The sequence below is a fragment of the Roseibium sp. R5 genome, assembly GCF_055755305.1.
On sequence record NZ_CM146910.1, the window covers coordinates 3,513,152 to 3,532,462 of the forward strand.

General features: G+C 56.4%; 14 protein-coding genes and 1 pseudogene. 10 read left to right on the forward strand and 5 right to left on the reverse strand.

The window, feature by feature from the left end; genetic code table 11:
* Positions 1-28: 28 nt before the first annotated feature.
* A complete protein-coding gene (locus tag AC0J4F_RS16540; RefSeq protein ID WP_473024063.1) occupies positions 29-910 on the reverse strand; it encodes a hypothetical protein in 882 nt (293 codons plus the stop codon).
* 291 nt (positions 911-1,201) lie between these two features.
* Between AC0J4F_RS16540 and AC0J4F_RS16545 the strand changes: the two genes are divergently transcribed.
* Both AC0J4F_RS16545 and AC0J4F_RS16550 read left to right on the forward strand, forming a co-directional pair.
* Positions 1,202-4,132 (forward strand): valine--tRNA ligase, encoded by a 2,931-nt coding sequence (locus tag AC0J4F_RS16545; RefSeq protein WP_473024064.1) that lies wholly within the window; start codon positions 1,202-1,204, stop codon positions 4,130-4,132.
* Positions 4,133-4,308: 176 nt separating this feature from the next.
* Positions 4,309-4,818, forward strand: coding sequence for a DUF2155 domain-containing protein (locus AC0J4F_RS16550; RefSeq protein WP_473026441.1), 510 nt, complete (start codon positions 4,309-4,311; stop codon positions 4,816-4,818).
* Positions 4,819-4,897: 79 nt separating this feature from the next.
* On the opposite strand, the gene AC0J4F_RS16555 is transcribed toward AC0J4F_RS16550, so the two are convergent.
* Positions 4,898-5,566, reverse strand: a complete 669-nt coding sequence (locus AC0J4F_RS16555; protein WP_133947187.1) for an alpha/beta hydrolase — start codon at positions 5,564-5,566, stop codon at positions 4,898-4,900.
* Between the two features lie 287 nt (positions 5,567-5,853).
* Here AC0J4F_RS16555 and AC0J4F_RS16560 point away from each other — a divergent pair, with 287 nt between their 5' ends.
* The 8 genes from AC0J4F_RS16560 to tenA all read left to right on the forward strand — a co-directional run bounded on the left by AC0J4F_RS16560 (position 5,854) and on the right by tenA (position 13,667).
* Positions 5,854-7,023 carry a cysteine desulfurase family protein gene (locus AC0J4F_RS16560; protein ID WP_133947189.1) on the forward strand — a complete coding sequence of 390 codons (1,170 nt, stop codon included), beginning with the start codon at positions 5,854-5,856 and terminating at the stop codon, positions 7,021-7,023.
* Positions 7,024-7,129: 106 nt separating this feature from the next.
* Positions 7,130-8,602 (forward strand): Fe-S cluster assembly protein SufB, encoded by a 1,473-nt coding sequence (gene sufB, locus AC0J4F_RS16565; RefSeq protein WP_133947191.1) that lies wholly within the window; start codon positions 7,130-7,132, stop codon positions 8,600-8,602.
* Between the two features lie 59 nt (positions 8,603-8,661).
* Entirely contained in the window at positions 8,662-9,417 is a 756-nt protein-coding gene (sufC, locus tag AC0J4F_RS16570; RefSeq protein ID WP_133947193.1) for a Fe-S cluster assembly ATPase SufC, read from the forward strand.
* 13 nt (positions 9,418-9,430) lie between these two features.
* On the forward strand, positions 9,431-10,750 hold the full coding sequence (gene sufD / locus AC0J4F_RS16575; protein WP_133947195.1) for a Fe-S cluster assembly protein SufD: 1,320 nt from the start codon (positions 9,431-9,433) through the stop codon (positions 10,748-10,750).
* 105 nt (positions 10,751-10,855) lie between these two features.
* The gene (locus AC0J4F_RS16580) at positions 10,856-12,112 is read left to right on the forward strand and encodes a cysteine desulfurase (protein ID WP_133947197.1); all 1,257 of its coding nucleotides are present in this window, start codon (positions 10,856-10,858) and stop codon (positions 12,110-12,112) included.
* Between the two features lie 12 nt (positions 12,113-12,124).
* On the forward strand, positions 12,125-12,520 hold the full coding sequence (locus tag AC0J4F_RS16585) for an SUF system Fe-S cluster assembly protein (protein WP_055670174.1): 396 nt from the start codon (positions 12,125-12,127) through the stop codon (positions 12,518-12,520).
* A gap of 72 nt (positions 12,521-12,592) precedes the next feature.
* Complete coding sequence (gene sufA / locus AC0J4F_RS16590; RefSeq protein WP_133947201.1) at positions 12,593-12,973, forward strand: Fe-S cluster assembly scaffold SufA; 381 nt, start codon at positions 12,593-12,595, stop codon at positions 12,971-12,973.
* 31 nt (positions 12,974-13,004) lie between these two features.
* Entirely contained in the window at positions 13,005-13,667 is a 663-nt protein-coding gene (tenA, locus tag AC0J4F_RS16595) for a thiaminase II (protein WP_133947203.1), read from the forward strand.
* Between the two features lie 36 nt (positions 13,668-13,703).
* On the opposite strand, the gene AC0J4F_RS16600 is transcribed toward tenA, so the two are convergent.
* The 3 genes and pseudogenes from AC0J4F_RS16600 to parE form a co-directional block, all read right to left on the reverse strand.
* A complete protein-coding gene (locus AC0J4F_RS16600; RefSeq protein ID WP_133947205.1) occupies positions 13,704-14,765 on the reverse strand; it encodes a GGDEF domain-containing protein in 1,062 nt (353 codons plus the stop codon).
* A 482-nt stretch (positions 14,766-15,247) separates the two neighbouring features.
* Positions 15,248-16,334: pseudogene (locus tag AC0J4F_RS16605) on the reverse strand (DEAD/DEAH box helicase); the annotation flags it as partial.
* Between the two features lie 327 nt (positions 16,335-16,661).
* Positions 16,662-18,737, reverse strand: coding sequence for a DNA topoisomerase IV subunit B (parE, locus tag AC0J4F_RS16610; protein WP_473024065.1), 2,076 nt, complete (start codon positions 18,735-18,737; stop codon positions 16,662-16,664).
* Positions 18,738-19,311: the final 574 nt, after the last annotated feature.

A 19,311-nucleotide genomic window follows, 5' to 3' on the forward strand; every position in this document is an offset into this window, starting at 1 on the left:
GTTTTTTGCTTTTGCCGAGGATGGCAGGTTACTCGGGTTCACCGGAGAACTTATGCCAGTAATAATCGGGAAGTGCAGCCGTTTCTGGGGTCAGATTTGGGTTGTCGAAGCGGATTGGCCGACGACTGTCGAGATGGAGTTCCGCAAAAATCTCCCGGATCATCGGGTGCGTCCGGAAGTATTGAATGAAACTGCCGTCCTCATATGCGGTCACCAGGCCCGTTTCGATGATCTCAGCAAGGTCTTCGTTGTGCTTGCCGGTGAAAAAATAGAACGGAAACCGGTCGTAGATCAGGACGACTTCCTGCTCGATGTCATAGTCCAGCTGGCTGTATTCCGTCCGCTCGCTCAGAATTTCCACTGAAGCTCGTGGAAATGCATCGGCGTCCGCCGAAGCGATCATCGGATAAAGATGGCTTTTCCGAGCAGTCTTTACCGTCAACCCGGCGCCTTCAAGGATCGCAATGTCTCCCCAGTCGATGCCTTGAAGGAACGTCATGTTCTGGAGGTCGCCCACCGTGTTGACTGATAAAAACTTGTCCTGGCTGCCTTTTGGAATCGCGTTGATCCGGGCACCAATCAGACCGCGCACCAGTGGGACGCGGATCGGCAGGGCAATCTCTTCGTAGTGCTTTGACGTGCCCGCCGCATAGAGATTGAACTCCGAACTCGCCGGGTCAGTGAGTTTTTCCATCACTTCTACAGCGGTGAGGTCTTTGGAATTTTCAGGCAATACGATCTTGAACGGGCGGTCCTGTTTGGAGAGGGCAAGCTCCAGAAGCGGGACCGTGTATTCCGGGATAGAGGCAAGTCGCGGCAGGCGTATTTCAATCGTCTGGTCGGCTGCTGCCGGCCCTGCGAGAAACAGTGTGGCCATCAAACCGATGATACCGCATCTGGGTATCGTCATTCGAAGCTCCTTCCCGGTGCGCAGCTGGCGCAGGTGTCGTACACCGGATTAGACGACGAAATTTCTACTCAAAACCTAATTCCAGCTAAGAAACCGAACAAGCAACCTTGGGTAAAGGGCTATCAGATCCTCGTGCTGAGCATCGATTGGTTCGAGCAACACAATCGTTTATGGCCTTGGACGGGATCGAAGCGCCGGACCATACCTCTTAGGCGGTTGACTTGCGGGGCGGCTTCCGATTTACACGGGAACTCACGATTTTCTGGACAACTTCCCCATTGAGTGACCCTGATGCTGGATAAGACCTACGATGCGGCCAGCGTTGAGCCGCGGATTTACGAAACCTGGGAAAAGGCGGAGGCCTTCAAGGCCGGAGCCGGTGCCAAGGACGGCGCCGATGCCTTTACCATCGTAATTCCGCCGCCGAATGTGACAGGCTCCCTGCACATGGGCCATGCGCTGAACAACACGCTGCAAGATATCCTGGTCCGCTGGAAGCGCATGCAGGGTTATGACGTTCTGTGGCAGCCGGGCACCGACCACGCGGGCATTGCAACGCAAATGGTTGTTGAACGTGAGCTTGCTGCGGACAACAAGCCAAGCCGCCGGGACATGGGCCGGGAGGCCTTTGTTGAGCGTGTTTGGGAGCAAAAACGGAAGTCCGAAGGCACGATCCTAGGTCAGCTGAAGCGTCTTGGCGCGTCTTGTGACTGGAGCCGGACTGAGTTCACCATGTCACCGAACCTGTCGGACGCTGTCCTGAAGGTGTTCGTTGATCTCTACAAGGAAGGCTTGATCTACAAGTCCAAGCGGCTGGTTAACTGGGATCCAAAGTTCGAGACGGCGATTTCCGATCTGGAAGTCGAGAACATCGAAACCGATGGCCACATGTGGCACTTCAAGTACCCGCTGGCCGGTGGGAAAACCTATGAGTATGTCGAGAAGGATGAGGACGGCAACGTCACGCTGCGCGAGACGCGCGACTACATCTCGATCGCGACGACCCGTCCGGAGACCATGCTGGGCGACGGCGCGGTTGCCGTTCACCCGGGTGACGAGCGCTACAAGCCGATCATTGGCAAGCTCTGCGAAATCCCGGTTGGGCCGAAGGAACACCGCCGCTTGATCCCGATCATCACCGATGAGTATCCGGACCCTGATTTTGGGTCAGGTGCGGTGAAGATCACCGGTGCGCACGACTTCAACGATTATCAGGTCGCCTTGCGCGGCAAGATTCCGATGTACCGGCTGATGGACACCCAAGGGGCCATGCGGGCTGATGGCGCGCCGTATTCTGAGGAAGCGAAAAAGGCGCAGGCGATCATCGACGGCGCCGAGATGACGATCAACGAGATCGACGAAATCAACATCGTTCCCGATGAGTTGCGCGGTCTTGACCGGTTTGCCGCCCGCAAGCGCGTCATTGACCAGATTACGGCGGAAGGCCTCGCTGTTATGGTCGCGGCCGATCATCCGGACGTTGCCTGGATGAAGGGCAAAGCGCCGCTATGGGATGAAACCGGAAAGGCGAAAATCCAAAAGCTTGGCGAGGACGAGGAAGGCCCGGCGGAGCTTCCGATGGTCGAATCCAAAAAGATCATGCAGCCGTTCGGTGACCGCTCAAAGGTTGTCATCGAGCCGATGCTCACAGATCAGTGGTTCGTTGATGCCAAGACGCTGGCGGAACCAGCGCTGAAGGCTGTTCAGGACGGGGACACAAAATTCGTTCCGGGCAACTGGGACAAGACCTACTACAACTGGCTGAACGATATTCAGCCCTGGTGTATCTCGCGCCAGCTCTGGTGGGGCCACCAGATCCCGGTTTGGTACGACGAAGAGGGCAACGAATACTGCGCGATGAGCGAGGAGGAAGCCGTCGAAATGTCAGGCGGCAAGACCTTGAAGCGCGACGAAGACGTGCTCGACACGTGGTTCTCGTCCGCGTTGTGGCCGTTCTCCACGCTCGGTTGGCCGCATCAGACACCGGAACTTGAGCGCTATTACAAGACCGACGTTCTGATCACCGGCTTCGATATCATCTTCTTCTGGGTCGCCCGGATGATGATGCAGGGCATCCACTTCATGAAGGAAGTGCCGTTCCACACCGTCTACATCAACTCGATTGTGGTCGATAAGAACGGGAAGAAGATGTCCAAGTCCTTGGGCAATGTTCTAGACCCATTGGATCTCATCGCGTCTTATGGTGCGGATGCGACCCGCTATGCCTTGGCGAGCCAGGAAGTACAGGGGCGCCGGACACTGCGCATGTCTGATCAGGCGGCGGAAGGCGGTCAGCGCTTTGCGACCAAACTTTGGAACGCAGCCCGTTTTGCGGAGATGAACGGCTGTTGCCGGGTGGACGGGTTCGACCCGTCGACCGCGAGCCATACGCTCAATCGCTGGATTGCGACCGAAATGGGCAAGTGCATTGCCGAAGTCACCAAGGCGCTTGAAGATTACCGCTTCAACGATGCCTCCGGAGGCATCTACCGGTTCACCTGGAACACATTCTGCGACTGGTACCTGGAGCTCGCCAAGCCGATCTTCAATGGGGATGACGAGGCAGCCAAGGCCGAAACACGCGCAACGGCGGCCTGGGCGATCGACGAGATCCTGAAAGTTTTGCATCCGTTCATGCCGTTCCTGACCGAAGAGCTTTGGGAGCGTCTAGGCGACGAGGGCCAGAAAGCGGACAAACTGTTGATGCTGAGCGCGTGGCCGAAGCCGCTGGTCAGCGATGAGACGGCTGCCGGGGAAATCAACTGGCTGGTTGATTTGATCTCTGAAATCCGCTCGGTCCGTGCGGAAATGAACATCCCGGCGGGAGCGAAGGTTCAGCTGGTGGTCGTTGGAGCCAATGAAGTCACCAAGGGCCGGATCGCGACACACACGTCCGCGATCCAGCGCCTGGCGCGTGCCGAAGACATCGCGATGGCTGATGCCGCTCCGGCCGGGTCTGCACAGATCATCGTTGGCGAGGCAACAATCTGCCTGCCTCTGGCCGGCGTGATCGACCTTGCCGCTGAAAAAGCCCGTCTTTCAAAGGATGCCGGCAAACTGGAGGCTGACATCTCGAAGATCGAGAAGAAGCTTTCCAATCCGAAGTTTGTTGAGAAGGCCCCGGATGAAGTGGTTGCCGGTGAGCGGGAGAAGGTTGCTGAGTCCAAGGAAAAGCTGGACAAGATCAACGTTGCTCTGAGCCGGCTTGCCGAAATCGGCTAATAGTGGCCGTACAATCTGTTGGATAGACGGCCCGGATGCGCTTGTCGCCGCGTCCGGGCCGCATTTCAATGGTAGCGCCCGGTCCCCAGGCAGGGATAGGATTGAAATTGCGAATCTGGTCGGATCTGATGCCCCACGTGTTTTTTGATGGTCGAACTGTTTTGAAGCCTGCCGCAATGGCATTCGGGCTCGGGTTGCTTGCGTTTCAGCCGCAGACTGCGCTCGCGCAGGCGGAATCGGAAAAAATCGAAAACCCGGTGGCCGTCTTTTCTGGTCTCGACAAGATCACGGGCCGGATCATCAACTTCGACGTATATATCGGCGAAACGGTTCAGTTTGGCGCTCTTCAGGTGACCCCGCGGGTCTGCCACACCCGTCCGCAAACCGAGTCGCCGCTGACCACCGGTTTTGTGCAGGTCGACGAAATTACCTTGAATAATGAGGTCCGCCGGATCTTTTCAGGCTGGATGTATGCGGCAAGCCCGGGTCTTCATGCGGTTGAGCACCCGGTCTACGACATCTGGCTGACCGACTGCCGCCTGGCGTCCAAGGTGCCACCGCCGGAGGACTATGACGGTCCGCCGATCAAAGGTGTCGTCGCTGAAGGGGAAGACCCACTTGCAGGCCCTGACGATGGCGTCGATACCGGGCCCGGTATCCCGCGCGCCAAACCGTTTCAGGGGTGAATCTCGAACTTGGTTGGTATTGGACCAACAAAAAACCCGCCGGTTTGGCGGGTTTTTCATTTTCTGAGTAAATTAGAAATCAGTCGACGTCGACATAATCGGCAGGTGTCAGGCCAAGGCGGCCATCGACGTAGTCGCCGCAATTGTCGATCAGCGTGTCCATGTCGTTTTCAAAGAAATGGTTCGCGCCCGGGATCGTCTGGTGATCGATGACGATGCCTTTCTGGGTCTTCAGCTTGTCGACCAGCGTCTGAACGTCCTTTTGCGGAACAACCTTGTCCTGCTCGCCGTGAATGATCAGGCCGGAGGACGGGCAGGGGGCCAGGAACGAGAAGTCATGCAGGTTCGCCGGCGGGGCCACGGAAATGAAGCCTTCCACTTCCGGGCGGCGCATGAGGAGCTGCATGCCGATCCAGGCACCGAACGAGAAACCGGCAATCCAGCAGGCGCGGGCATCTGGATGAACGGTCTGGACCCAGTCGAGCGCGGCAGCTGCATCAGACAACTCGCCTTGTCCGTGATCGAATGTGCCTTGCGAACGGCCAACGCCGCGAAAATTGAAGCGCAGAACCGCAAAGCCGCGCCGGGCGAACATGTAATACATCTGATAAACAATCTGATTGTTCATCGTGCCGCCGAACTGGGGGTGCAGGTGCAGGACCAGAGCGATGGGAGCGTTGCGCTTTTTTGCGGGATGGAACCGGCCTTCCAGCCGGCCGGCGGGACCGTTGAAGATCACCTCAGGCATGAAGCGATTTATCCTTGTGTTTTGACGGCGGCCGAACGGCCGCCGGTGAATTCGGTTCTATACGTGGTTTCCCGTAAGTCTAAACTTGACTCTCAAGCTCCAAGTTTCTAGAACCTTGTTTAGAATTATTCGAAAGTTCGTGCCGCCGCTGAAATGGCAACACTCGGTTCGACCGGTTGTCGCTGTTATCGTCATCACGGCGGAAAATTTCAAGTTTTTCGATCAGATGCTTGAAAATTGTACGGATTTTGGAAGGCAAACGTATCCAGTTTCACCGAAGAGGTGTCATGTCCCGCCGCTCCGACCCGGTTTATCTCGATCATAACGCAGGTGCGCCCATGCGCCCTGACGTCCGTGATGCGATGATCGCCGTGCTTCAGGACGCAGGAAACGCCTCTTCCGTTCATACGCATGGCCGGAAGGCGCGGGGCAGGATCGAGGAAGCCCGCGAAGCGGTGGCCCGCCTGTGCGGTGCCAAGACCCGTGCGGTCACGTTCGTTTCCGGAGGTACGGAAGCCAACATGACGGCTCTGACGCCGGCCTGGCAGGATCAGGGTGCTCCCGTCTATCTCGACAAGTTGTTCCGCAGCGCGGTCGAACACCCGTCCGTTGTGACCGGCGGGCGGTTCCCCGTGATGGATCAGGTGGTTGTACCAGTTGATTCGGATGGGGTGGTTGATCTGGTTGCGTTGGAAGACCTGATCAAGGATGCCGCGCCGAGCCTGATTTCGGTCATGGCGGCAAACAATGAGACTGGTGTCGTTGAGCCGCTCTCAGACATTGGCGCACTGGCTGTAAAATACGGTCACTTTTTCCATGTTGACGCGGTTCAGGCCGCTGGCCGGATGCCGATTGACATTGAAGCCTGGGGCGCGGATGTCATCACCCTGTCCGCGCACAAGTTTGGTGGACCTCAAGGCATGGGCGCTGTCGTTGTCCGGTCAACAGCACGTGTGCCGGCGCCGCTGATGGTCGGAGGGGGCCAGGAAAACTGGCGCCGGGGCGGTACGGAGAACGTCTCCGCGATTGCCGGATTTGGCATTGCGGCGCAGGCGGCTCTTGAGGATGCGGCCGATACATCCCATTTTGTGGCCTTGAGGGAAAAACTCGAAGACGGCTTGCGGGCAGTGTGCCCGGAGACGGTCATCTTCGGTGAGGGCACAGACCGCTTGGTCAACACTGTTTGTTTCGCCGTTCCCGGCATAGCAGCTGAAACCGCACTGATCGCTTTTGACCTGGAACGCGTATCCGTTTCATCGGGGTCTGCTTGTTCGTCCGGAAAAGTATCCGTGTCGCATGTTCTGACCGCGATGGGTGTGGATGAAGACACGGCGCGTGGCGCTCTCAGGATCAGCATGGGCTGGGACACGGGCACACGGGAAATCGACCGGTTTTTGGAGGTTTGGCCGAAGATCGTCGACCGGCTGAACCCGGAAGCACGCCATAAGGCTGCGTGAGGCACGAAATCTGGCGGGTAACCGCCATCACACCTTGGGCCGCAATTCGCGGCACATGGACATGCAAAAGACGCGGACACGTCCGTCCGCATAATGGAGGCAAGCGATGCCAGCTGTACAGGAAACCATCGACCAGGTGAAAGCCATCGATGTTGACCAGTATAAATACGGCTTTGTAACCGATATCGAGTCGGAAAAGGGTGCCAAGGGTTTGTCCGAGGAAACCATCCGGTTCCTGTCGGCGAAAAAAGACGAACCCGAGTGGATGACCGAGTGGCGCCTTGATGCTTTGCGCCGCTTCCAGCAGATGGAAGAGCCGGATTGGGCGCGCGTCTCCTACCCGAAGATCGACTTTGACGAGCTCTACTACTGGGCAGCGCCGAAGTCCGTCGAAGGCCCGAAGAGCCTGGACGAGGTCGATCCGGAACTCCTGGAAACCTATGAAAAGCTTGGAATTCCGCTGCGCGAGCAGGAAATCCTGGCAGGTGTGGCGCCTGAAAACCGGGTCGCTGTCGACGCCGTCTTCGATTCTGTTTCCGTTGTCACGACGTTCAAGGAAGAGCTGAAGAAGGCCGGTGTCATCTTCTGTTCCATTTCCGAGGCGATGCGCGAGTATCCGGATCTTGTGAAAAAGTACATCGGGTCGGTAGTTCCGGTGACAGACAACTATTACGCGACACTGAACTCGGCCGTTTTCTCCGACGGATCCTTCGTCTACATCCCGGAGGGCGTGCGCTGCCCGATGGAGCTGTCGACCTACTTCCGGATCAACGAGCAGAACACAGGTCAGTTCGAGCGGACACTGATCATCGCCGACAAGGGCTCCTACGTTTCTTACTTGGAAGGCTGTACGGCGCCGCAGCGCGATGAGAACCAGCTGCACGCGGCGGTCGTGGAACTGGTTGCGCTGGACGACGCGGAGATCAAATACTCCACCGTTCAGAACTGGTTCCCGGGCGACAAGGACGGCAAGGGCGGCATCTACAACTTCGTCACCAAGCGGGGCGATTGCCGCGGCAAGAACTCCAAGATCTCCTGGACCCAGGTCGAAACTGGCTCTGCAATCACCTGGAAGTACCCGTCCTGCATTCTGCGCGGCGACAACTCCCGCGGTGAGTTCTATTCCATTGCGGTGTCCAACGGTCACCAGCAGATCGACAGTGGCACCAAGATGATCCACCTCGGCAAAAACACGTCGAGCCGGGTGATTTCCAAGGGCATTTCCGCTGGTAAGTCGGAAAACACCTACCGCGGTCTGATCTCAGCCCACCGCAAGGCGTCCAACGCCCGGAACTTCACCCAATGTGACAGTCTCCTTATCGGTCAGGAGTGCGGCGCGCATACGGTGCCTTACATTGAAAGCAAGAACGCAACGGCACAGTTTGAGCACGAGGCGACCACCTCGAAGATCTCGGACGACCAGATGTTCTATTGCCTGCAACGCGGGATGAACGAAGAAGAAGCGGTGGCGCTGATCGTCAACGGCTTCGTCAAGGACGTCATTCAGCAGCTGCCGATGGAATTCGCTGTTGAAGCTCAAAAGCTGATCTCGATCAGCCTTGAAGGATCTGTGGGCTAAGCCCGCCTGAAAATTTGGTTTGGGCGACGACTGCCCTTTGAATGACAAGGAACATCTCAATGCTTGAGATCAAAAACCTGCACGCTCGCATCGCGGAAGACGAAACAGAAATTCTGCGCGGCATTGACCTCACCGTCAATGCTGGCGAAGTCCACGCCATCATGGGCCCGAACGGCTCCGGCAAGTCCACTCTGTCCTACATCCTGGCGGGCAAGGACGACTATGAAGTCACCGAGGGCGAGATCCTGTTCAACGGTGAAAACATGCTCGACATGGAGCCGGACGAGCGGGCGGCAGCCGGCATGTTCCTGGCGTTTCAGTACCCGATCGAAATTCCGGGTGTTGCGACCATGGAATTCCTGAAGACAGCGATGAATGCGCAGCGCAAGGCGCGCGGTGAAGACACCCTGTCCATTCCGGACTTCATGAAGCGCGTCAAGGAAGCAGCAGCTCACCTGAACGTCTCCATGGACATGCTGAAGCGTCCGCTGAACGTTGGTTTTTCCGGCGGTGAGAAGAAACGCGCTGAAATTCTTCAGATGTCTCTTCTGGAGCCGAAACTTTGCGTGCTGGACGAGACCGATTCCGGCCTCGACATCGACGCTCTGCGCATCGTCTCCGAAGGTGTCAACAAGTTGCGCGGTCCGGACCGGGCCATGGTTGTGATCACACACTATCAGCGCCTTCTCGATCACATTGTCCCCGATGTTGTCCACGTGTTGTCCAAAGGCAAGATCGTGAAGACAGGCGACAAGGACCTGGCGCTTGAACTGGAGAAAAACGGTTACGCTGACATCATCAACGCAGCCGCTTGATAGGAGCCGCGACATGAACGCAAATGCACCCATCAGGAACACCCAGGCCGAAAGCGACCTGATCGACCGGTACGACGCGGCCAAGAGCGCACTCGCAGGCTCCGTTGCAGTCTCAGCCTTGCGCGATAGCGCGCTTGGCCAGATAAAGGACAAGGGCCTGCCGCACCGCCGCGTTGAGGAGTACAAATACTCCGATCTGCGCGCCTTCATGAAATCCGCTGCACCACTGGCAACCGCTGCCGACAGTTCCGCTGTCAAAGGCGTTCTTGAAGCCTCCGAGACATTTGGCGATCTGGATCGTTTCAAGATCGTCGTGGCCAACGGCAGTTTTGTTGCAGAACTGTCGGACATTGATGCGCTCGCCGCAGAAGGTGTCACAGTCTCCAATCTCACGGATGCACTATCCAGTGACGAAGGCGCACAGCTTCTGAAGTCGCCCAAGACCGGACCGAATGACGGTTTGGTTGCGCTGAACACGGCCTTTGTTCAAGGCGGTGTGGTTGTCGCCGTGAAGGACGGCGCGGAAGTCTCCAAGCCGCTTGAGCTCGTTCAGCTGGCAACCGCAACCGGAGCACAGGTCGTCCGCAACAAGATCACGGTTGGCAAGGGCGCCAAGCTGCGTGTTCTGGAAAGCTTTTCGGGCGACACCGGTGCCGGTGAGATCAACACCGTGTTTGACTACGACGTTGCGGACAATGCATCGGTCGCAGCAACGCGGCTGATTGCCGGCAAGACCGAAGCTGCGCGTCTTCTGACGACGATCGCTACACTTGGAGCCGAAGCCGAGTTCAAATCGCTCGGCTTCATCGCCGGGCCGCAATTCGTCCGGAACCAGCAGTTCATCAACTTCACCGGCGAAAACTCCGAAGCCAAGATCTACGGTGTTTCAATGGCTGGTGGGTCCGATCTTGCCGATCAGACACTGATCGTCGATCACGCCGTGCCGCATTGTAACAGCCGGGAATTCTTCAAGACCGTACTCGATGGTGAAGCCCGGGGTGTTTATCAGGGCCGGATCAACGTCGCTCCGCATGCCCAGAAGACCGACGGTGAAATGATGACCCAGGCGCTGCTGTTGTCCGAAACAGCGGAAATGGCGAACAAGCCGGAGCTGGAAATCTTCGCGGACGACGTTCTGTGTGCCCATGGTGCGACCAGCGGTCAGATCGATGAAGATCTTCTGTTCTATCTCCGTGCCCGCGGCATCCCGGAAGACGAGGCAAAGACACTTCTCGTTCTTGCCTTCCTTTCCGAAGCCATTGAAGAGTATGGCGAAGATGACGTGACCGAAGGCCTGGAGCAGAGGGTCCGCGACTGGTTGGCCGGTCACTGATGACGTGTTTGCGCGGATTGGGCAAATCCGCGCACACTCTTGTTTTCCGCCGGGTGATGAAGCATCTCTGCGGAAAAGGGTTTTTGGAATAAGGAGCAGCGCCGCATGACGGTCGCAACCGCACAAGAGACCACGATATCGACGGCATACGATGTTGAGGCGATCCGCAAGGATTTCCCGATCCTTGCGCGCGAGGTCTATGGAAAGCCGCTGGTTTATCTTGACAATGGCGCCTCGGCGCAAAAACCTCAGGCGGTGATCGATGCGGTGACCAAGGCGTATAGCCATGAATACGCCAACGTCCACCGGGGCCTGCATTACCTGTCCAATACGGCCACTGACAACTTCGAAGCGGCGCGGGAAAAGGTTCGCCGTTTCCTGAACGCTGGGTCCGTCGACAATATTGTTTTCACCAAGTCGACCACCGAAGCGATCAATCTCGTTGCCTATGGTCTCGGCGGAAAGTTCTTCGCAGAGGGCGATGAGATCGTTCTGTCGATCATGGAGCACCACTCCAATATCGTGCCTTGGCATTTCCACCGGGAGCGGCACGGAGCAAAGCTCAAATGGGTCTATGTCCGTGAGGATGGTTCGTTTGATCTGGACGCGTTCAAGGACGCGTTGACCGACCGGACCAAGCTCGTCGCGATCACGCATATGTCCAACGTTCTTGGAACCGTTGTTCCGGTCAAGGAGATCTGTGAAATCGCGCATGAGCGCGGCATTCAGGTCCTCGTGGACGGAAGTCAGGCTGCCGTGCATATGCCGGTCGATGTTCAGGACATTGGCTGCGACTATTACGTTTTCACAGGTCACAAGGTGTATGGTCCATCCGGCATTGGCGTGCTCTACGGCAAGCCGGAACGTTTGGAAGCATTGCGTCCGTTCCAGGGCGGCGGAGAGATGATCCTCGATGTGACCGAGGATGATGTGACCTACAACGCACCGCCACACCGGTTTGAAGCCGGCACGCCGCCGATCGTTCAGGCGATTGGTCTTGGAGCTGCGCTGGACTACATGGATTCGGTTGGCCGCGAGAACATTGCGCGCCATGAGGAAGATCTGAAAATCTACGCGCATGAAAAACTGCGCCAGATCAACTCGCTCCGGATATTCGGCGATGCACCGGGGAAGGGGGCCATCATCTCATTTGAGATCGAGGGAGCCCACGCTCATGATGTCTCGACGATTATTGACCGGTCCGGCGTAGCGGTTCGTGCGGGCACACATTGCGCTCAGCCCCTCTTGGCAAAATATGGTGTAACCTCTACATGCCGGGCAAGTTTTGGAATGTACAATACGCGCGATGAAGTCGACGCGCTGTATGAAGCGCTCGTAAAGGCGCAGAGCTTCTTCGGGTAAGGACCGTTGGACATGGATAACGCGACCACGATCGACACGAACGCAGCTGGTGAAGAACTCCAGGCTGAGGTCAGCGCTCAAAGCGCGATCTCTCCGGCCGAACTTGACCGACTGACGACAGACATCATCGGTGCTCTGAAAACCGTCTACGATCCGGAAATTCCGTGCGACATTTATGAGCTCGGCCTGATCTACAAGGTCGATATCGAAGATGACCGCTCGATCAACATCGATATGACCCTCACGGCGCCGGGGTGTCCCGTTGCCGGTGAAATGCCGGGTTGGGTGGAGAACGCTGTTGCCTCTGTTGCCGGTGTTGGCCCCGTGACCGTCGACATGGTCTTTGATCCGCCCTGGACGCCGGACCGCATGTCCGATGAGGCCAAGGTCGCGCTCAACTGGTATTGAGTTCTTCCCTTTGTATCCTTAAGCTGAGTTCCTATATCAGGTTAAACTCCTGAGACTGCTTGAGAGGACGTGATGGCTTCTGCCTCAAAATTTCAGGTCATGACATTGACCGATGCTGCCGCAGAACGGGTCTGCGAACTTGTAGATAACGCGGACAAGCCGGCATTGGGTCTGCGCGTCGGGATCAAAAAAGGCGGCTGCGCAGGTATGGAATACGCCATGGATCTCGTCGAAGAGGCGAGTCCCGGCGATGATGTGATCGAAGACAAGGGTGCAAAGATCTTTGTCGATCCGTCCGCCGTGCTTTTCCTGCTCGGAACAGAAATGGACTTTGAAGTGACCAAGTTCCGGTCCGGCTTCATTTTCAAGAACCCGAACGAAGTGTCTGCCTGTGGCTGTGGCGAATCTGTGTCTCTTCAGGCAGCGGACCTCAGCGCACATGCGCGGAACTGATTGACCATACTCCAATATTTCAGGTGATAGCGTGAAGTTGTTTGAGCGGCTGAAGGCCGGTGCGGCCCCGCAGTGGGCGTCTTATGTTGACCACGAGTTCGTTCGCCAGCTCGGCAAAGGGGATCTCCCGCTCAGCGCTTTCAAGCATTACCTGGTTCAGGACTATCTGTTTCTGATCCAGTTTGCGCGGGCCTATGCGCTCAGCATTTATAAAAGCCCGACTGTTGGGGACATGCGTCAGTCACTTGAGGGCGTTAAGGCCATTCTGGATGTCGAGCTGGACCTACATCTGGAGCTTTGCGGCTCCTGGGGCATGACACGCGAAAACATTGAAAGTGCCCCGGAAGATACACCTACAATGGCTTACACGCGCTTTGTTCTGGATGCAGGCATGTCCGGTGATCTCCTGGACCTGCAAGCAGCACTTGCTCCATGTGTGATCGGCTACGCCGAAATCGGGTCAGCGCTGATGAATGCGGGTGCGGCCACCGAGGGCAATCCTTACAGCCGCTGGATCCAGGAATATGGCAGTGATGCCTATCAGGATCTGGCCAAGGGTTTTGCCAACTGGATCGACGAGACAGGGGACGTCTATCTGACCGAAGCACGCTATCCGCGGCTTTTGGCATTGTTCGAAAAGGCAAGCCGATTGGAAGCGGATTTCTGGCAAATGGGATTGGACGCTGCGGACTAGGTCCGGGAAATAGTTTCAGGAGGTCGTCGTCGGTTGTTAGGCGACGTTTTCCTGATTTTCTTTTATTTCGAGATCGTTTTCGGTTTTCACAAGGTTACGGCCAGCGTTCTTGGCCGCATACATTGCTTCATCGGCGCGCGAGACAATGGTGTGCTCGTTATCGTCCGGCTTGTAGGCTGCAATACCGGCGGAAATCGTGATGCGTCCAAGATTTTCACCCGTCGAGCGCTTTACAAGTTCCTTGGCCATAACAGCAGCACGGATCTTTTCTGCCACTTCAACAGCTTCGTCCATTCCGGCATGGGGCAGGATGATCGCGAACTCCTCGCCGCCATATCTGCACGCAACGTCTTGGCTTGAAATGTTTTGTTTCACGGACAAGGCGACGAGGCGCAATACCTGATCGCCCGTCTGGTGACCATACGTATCGTTGAACTTCTTGAAATGATCGATGTCCGTCATCAACAACGCAAACCCACGGCCACTCTCTATGGAGTTCCGGATTACCTTCTCGAGCGAATTGTCGAAGTGCTTGCGATTGTTAAGGGTTGTCAGCTCATCAATCAGAGACTCATAGCGGATCGCTTCAAGCGAGGACTGCAAGTTCTCAATGTGCTTTTTTGATTCCAACAGCTGGCTTTCAAGTTTCCTGTTGGATGCAACCGCATTTTGGGTGGATTTGACCAGATGCGTTACATAAAGCTTCAGTTTATCCGGATCGGTGATCCCAGAGATCTTGAGGCCGGCCTGCTCGAGAGCGGCACCGTAGTCGGATGTCGCATCAGCGCTTAGCTTCAGTGTTTCGACAATCTCTTCGACTTCGCGGGAAACTTTTGAACCGACATCATCGAGGCGGTCACCCAGCCGTGTCGGGGATAAGAAACGACCATAGAGGGACAGCATCTCATCGGTGCTGATTCGGCCGTTTTCTTTTACAGCTTCGTTGATAGCGCGGTTGAGGCCCTGGTTGTATCCAGCAGAATAGGTGTACCAGAGTTCATAAGAGCGCGGATAAGCGGGTAAGGTGTTTTTCCTTATGTACCCGATCGCGGACTCACCGTATCCGATGGTCCTGATATGATCGTCCTTATCCGACATCAGTTTTCTCTCAGTCAAGTCTTCTTCGGTGGCCACCCCAAACGGCCCGAATTCTTAACATCCAAAATCTGACGTAACGTTTAAGGACGAGTTAAATATTTTGGTCGAGTTCCCGCTAGTTGGGGATTACGACGCTTTTTTGGCTCGTGGCTCGCGAAGCAGAAACGCCGGAATATGAACGCCTTCGCTGAAAGCTGGTGCGTTGTTATCTTGCTTTTGCGGCTTGCTGCCTGATCTCTGAGAAATCTTTTGAACCCTGTTGCTTGAGCGTGTTTCTTCAACCTGCGTTTCAGCGGCCGGCTCTTCACTTTTTCGGCGTGACTGGCCACGCTTTTTCGGCGCTGGTTTGCTCTGACTTGCGTCGTTGTCGTTGCTTGAATCTGCCTTGGCCGATTTAGGCGAGCGGCGCTTGGCTTTGCGTTCCGCTGCGGCAGCCTCAAAGTCGATCGATTCGCCGATCCATTCGATCGACTGGTTTGTCAGCTCTTCGATCGCGCGCAAATACTTCTGATCGCTTTCCGTTACGAGCGTATACGCTGTTCCGCTGCGGCCAGCACGTCCCGTGCGGCCGATCCGGTGAACGTAGTCTTCCGCATTGATAGGAACATCGTAGTTGAAGACGTGGCTCACTTCCGGGATGTCCAGCCCGCGAGCTGCCACATCACTGGCAACGAGAAGTTTGATCGCGCCTTTCCGGAAGTTTTCCAGCATCATCATGCGGGTGCGCTGGTCCATGTCGCCATGCAGAGCACCAACGTTGTACTCGTGGCGTTCGAGCGACCGGAACAGCGTTGAGATATCGCGCTTGCGGTTGCAGAAGACAATCGCGTTCTGAAGGTCTTCAGCACCTTCCAGAAGTTCGCGCAAGGCAGCGCGTTTGTCGTAATCCTTGCCGCCAGCAGCTTTCAGCTGCTGCGTTACATTTTCGGACGTTGAAGAGGTCGGAGCCACTTCGATCCTTGCTGGGTTCTGCAAAAATGTTTCGGTCAGGCGCTGAATTTCCGGTGGCATCGTTGCTGAGAAGAACAAGGTCTGCCGCGTGAACGGGATCAGCTTGCAGATCCGCTCAATGTCCGGAATGAAGCCCATGTCGAGCATCCGGTCAGCTTCATCGATCACCAGGATTTCGACGCCCTGCAGCAACAGCTTGCCGCGCTCGAAATGATCCAGCAGGCGGCCAGGCGTTGCGATCAGCACGTCGGTGCCGCGATCGAGTTTCTTGTCCTGCTCGGCAAAGGAAACGCCGCCGATCAAAAGGGCAACGTTCAGCTTGTGGTTCGTGCCGTATTTCTCGAAGTTTTCCTGGACCTGAGCGGCCAGTTCCCGGGTCGGCTCCAGGATCAGTGTGCGCGGCATACGGGCGCGGGCACGTCCTTTTTCAAGAAGAGTCAGCATCGGCAAGGTGAAGCTGGCGGTCTTGCCGGTCCCGGTCTGTGCAATGCCGAGGACATCGCGCCGTTCCAGGACTTGAGGTATGGCACCTGCCTGAATGGCTGTTGGATCTTTATAACCTGCCGCATCAACTGCAGCGAGGACCTTCTCGCTCAGACCGAGAGTATTAAATGACATGGAGCGCTTTGCCCGAATGTTGTGATTTAATGGCAGCAGCTCGTCCTGAACTGCCCTTCGCCGATTTGGCCACACCCTACATTTGTTCGCTGGTGAGTCAATGCATTGGTGAGGTTAAATATCAGAAATGTTCAGTATTTCTCTTGTCGTTTTGCCAACTCAGTTAATGGTTGGTCCGAAATCATGCGCAATAAAACTAGGTGTATGAGTGATCATACGCATAAAACTTCTACATCGCATGATTTCGTTGGCATTTAAGTTAAATGCGACTTGAATGCCTATCTTCCCATAACACTTTGAATCAATTGGGGTCTGCCCGCCTGAGCCTTAGATATCAAGGTCGTCGGCAAATTCAGCATTGTCCTGGATGAACCGGAAACGGGCTTCGGGTTTGTTGCCCATGAGCCGTTCAACTGTGTCATTGGTATCCGCAATGGCAAACTCGTCCACGCTGACTTTTAGAAGGGACCGCTTGGATGGATCCATAGTGGTTTCCTTCAGCTGAGCGGGCAGCATCTCGCCAAGACCCTTGAAGCGGCCGATTTCAACCTTCGATTTGCCCTTAAAGGCGCTGGCCAAAAGTTCGTCCTTGTGCATGTCGTCGCGTGCGTAGAGGGTCTTTCCGCCTTGGCTCAAGCGATAGAGTGGTGGCACCGCAAGATAGAGATGACCACCGCGGATCAGTTCCGGCATTTCACGATAGAAGAACGTGATCAACAGAGAAGCGATATGCGCGCCGTCCACGTCCGCATCGGTCATGATGACGATTTTCTCGTAGCGCAGATCCTTTTCGGCGTAGCTGGAGCGGGTCCCGCAGCCGAGCGCTTGAATGAGGTCCGCAAGCTGCTGATTGGCGACCAGCTTGTCGCGGCCAGCATTGGCGACGTTGAGGATCTTGCCGCGCAGCGGCAAAACGGCCTGGTTGGCGCGGTTTCGAGCTTGTTTTGCAGATCCGCCCGCCGAGTCGCCCTCAACGATAAAGAGTTCCGTTCCCTCCGACTGGCTGGTCGAGCAATCCGCGAGCTTTCCAGGGAGACGAAGCTTGCGCACGGCCGTCTTGCGGGCCACGTCTTTTTCCTGGCGGCGCCGAAGGCGTTCTTCGGCACGGTCGATCACCCATTCCAAGAGCTTGTTGGCTTGATTGGGCGAGGCGGTCAGCCAGTGATCAAAGGCATCGCGAACCGCCGTCTCGGCAACGCGTGTTGCTTCGTTGGTAGCCAGTTTGTCTTTGGTCTGGCCAACAAATTCGGGTTCCCGGATGAAGACCGAGAGCATCCCGCCGGCAGATGTCATGACGTCATCACCGGTAATGATCGAGGCCTTCTTGTTGTTGACCAGTTCACCGTAGGCTTTCAGGCCCCGCAGGAGCGCATAGCGGAAACCGGCCTCGTGCGTGCCGCCCTCCGGGGTTGGGACGGTGTTACAGTAGGAATTGATGAACCCGTCGCCTGCAAACCAGCTGACGGCCCATTCGACCGATCCATGTTTGCCGGTCTTGTCGGTCCGGCCCGAAAAGACTTCCTCGACCACCCGCCGTTCCTTGCCGAGCCGTTCTTCCAGAAAGTCCCGCAGGCCGCCGGGGAAGTGGAAGGCGGCCTCTGCCGGGGTTTCGTCCTTCTCTGAAATCAATTCTGGAGCGCAGTGCCAGCGGATTTCGACGCCGCCAAAGAGATAGGCTTTCGAGCGCGCCATCTTGAGCAAGCGCGCCGGCTGGAATTTCGCACCCTTTCCGAAAATCGTCTCGTCCGGCTTGAATCGGACCATCGTTCCGCGGCGGTTTTGAGTATCGCCAATATGCTCCAGCGGTCCTTGCGGGTGACCGCGACGAAAGATTTGACGATAGAGCTTACGGCTTCGGGCCACTTCGACAACCAGTTCGTCCGACAGGGCATTAACGACGGACACGCCAACGCCGTGCAAACCACCGGACGTTTCATAGACTTTGCTGTCGAATTTACCGCCGGCATGCAGGGTCGTCATGATGACTTCCAGAGCCGACTTGTCCTTGAACTTCGGATGCGGATCGACCGGGATGCCGCGGCCGTTGTCCGTAATGTTCAGGTAGCCATCCGCACCAAGGGAGACATCAATCCAGGTTGCGTGTCCCGCAACGGCTTCGTCCATGGAGTTGTCGATGACTTCGGCAAAAAGGTGGTGGAGGGCCTTTTCGTCCGTGCCGCCGATGTACATACCCGGACGCCTGCGAACAGGCTCCAGTCCTTCCAAGACTTCAATATCGGCAGCTGAATAATCGCTGTTTTCGGCAGCAGCTTGTGACTTCTTTCGTGCCTCAGAGAGATCCGCAACAGGCGTTGGCGCAGGCTTGGGTGCTGGTGCCGGTTCCGATCCAACCGGATTGGAAACAGCTGCATTGCCTGCAAAAAGATCGTCTTTTCCGCTCATTGCGTATCGCCTGATGGGTACCTGGTTTTATTAAACTGCGCTGACCGCGCATCTGATCACGCCGGTCCTACACCGAATCATAGTTCAGTTTGAAGTACAAACATAGAACAGCCAAGGAAATTGGCCAAAAGCGCCCGTTTTCCCCAGCGTTGACGCTAATTGGCATCACTCGAGGCCTTTTGAAGATATGGAAACCGATCGTCAACCTGCGTGTGTTTCGATTGGGTCTGAGGAGGGGCGGCAAATTGTGCCTATTCAGCAACACTTGGCGGCAAAGTATTGCGGTGCCTTCATGGAGCCGCTTGATGCCCATGTTCGGCCATGATTGCGGTACACGAGTGGATCAACACGTAGCGCTCGGCACAAAAACAGATGCCAGGTTGCGCGATGGTTCAATGCGTTACGGCGGTTTTGCTGGGGCAGGGCGCGCAGCCCAACTAAGGCCAGATTGATCGCTCACATTTGGGACATCACGCAATCGTTTCAAGACGCATGGTGAGGTGTCAAACATTCAAGCATCAGCTTGGTGTAACAGATGAATGGGATATGTGCCCGTGACGATGGATATCGTTCG

Excerpts from the sequence above, each read along its gene's own strand:
- AC0J4F_RS16540 (WP_473024063.1), bottom strand. The coding sequence starts at position 910 with ATGACGATACCCAGATGCGGTATCATCGGTTTGATGGCCACACTGTTT.
- AC0J4F_RS16545 (WP_473024064.1), top strand. The coding sequence starts at position 1,202 with ATGCTGGATAAGACCTACGATGCGGCCAGCGTTGAGCCGCGGATTTAC.
- AC0J4F_RS16550 (WP_473026441.1), top strand. The coding sequence starts at position 4,309 with ATGGCATTCGGGCTCGGGTTGCTTGCGTTTCAGCCGCAGACTGCGCTC.
- AC0J4F_RS16555 (WP_133947187.1), bottom strand. The coding sequence starts at position 5,566 with ATGCCTGAGGTGATCTTCAACGGTCCCGCCGGCCGGCTGGAAGGCCGG.
- AC0J4F_RS16560 (WP_133947189.1), top strand. The coding sequence starts at position 5,854 with ATGTCCCGCCGCTCCGACCCGGTTTATCTCGATCATAACGCAGGTGCG.
- sufB (WP_133947191.1), top strand. The coding sequence starts at position 7,130 with ATGCCAGCTGTACAGGAAACCATCGACCAGGTGAAAGCCATCGATGTT.
- sufC (WP_133947193.1), top strand. The coding sequence starts at position 8,662 with ATGCTTGAGATCAAAAACCTGCACGCTCGCATCGCGGAAGACGAAACA.
- sufD (WP_133947195.1), top strand. The coding sequence starts at position 9,431 with ATGAACGCAAATGCACCCATCAGGAACACCCAGGCCGAAAGCGACCTG.
- AC0J4F_RS16580 (WP_133947197.1), top strand. The coding sequence starts at position 10,856 with ATGACGGTCGCAACCGCACAAGAGACCACGATATCGACGGCATACGAT.
- AC0J4F_RS16585 (WP_055670174.1), top strand. The coding sequence starts at position 12,125 with ATGGATAACGCGACCACGATCGACACGAACGCAGCTGGTGAAGAACTC.
- sufA (WP_133947201.1), top strand. The coding sequence starts at position 12,593 with ATGGCTTCTGCCTCAAAATTTCAGGTCATGACATTGACCGATGCTGCC.
- AC0J4F_RS16600 (WP_133947205.1), bottom strand. The coding sequence starts at position 14,765 with ATGTCGGATAAGGACGATCATATCAGGACCATCGGATACGGTGAGTCC.
- parE (WP_473024065.1), bottom strand. The coding sequence starts at position 18,737 with ATGAGCGGAAAAGACGATCTTTTTGCAGGCAATGCAGCTGTTTCCAAT.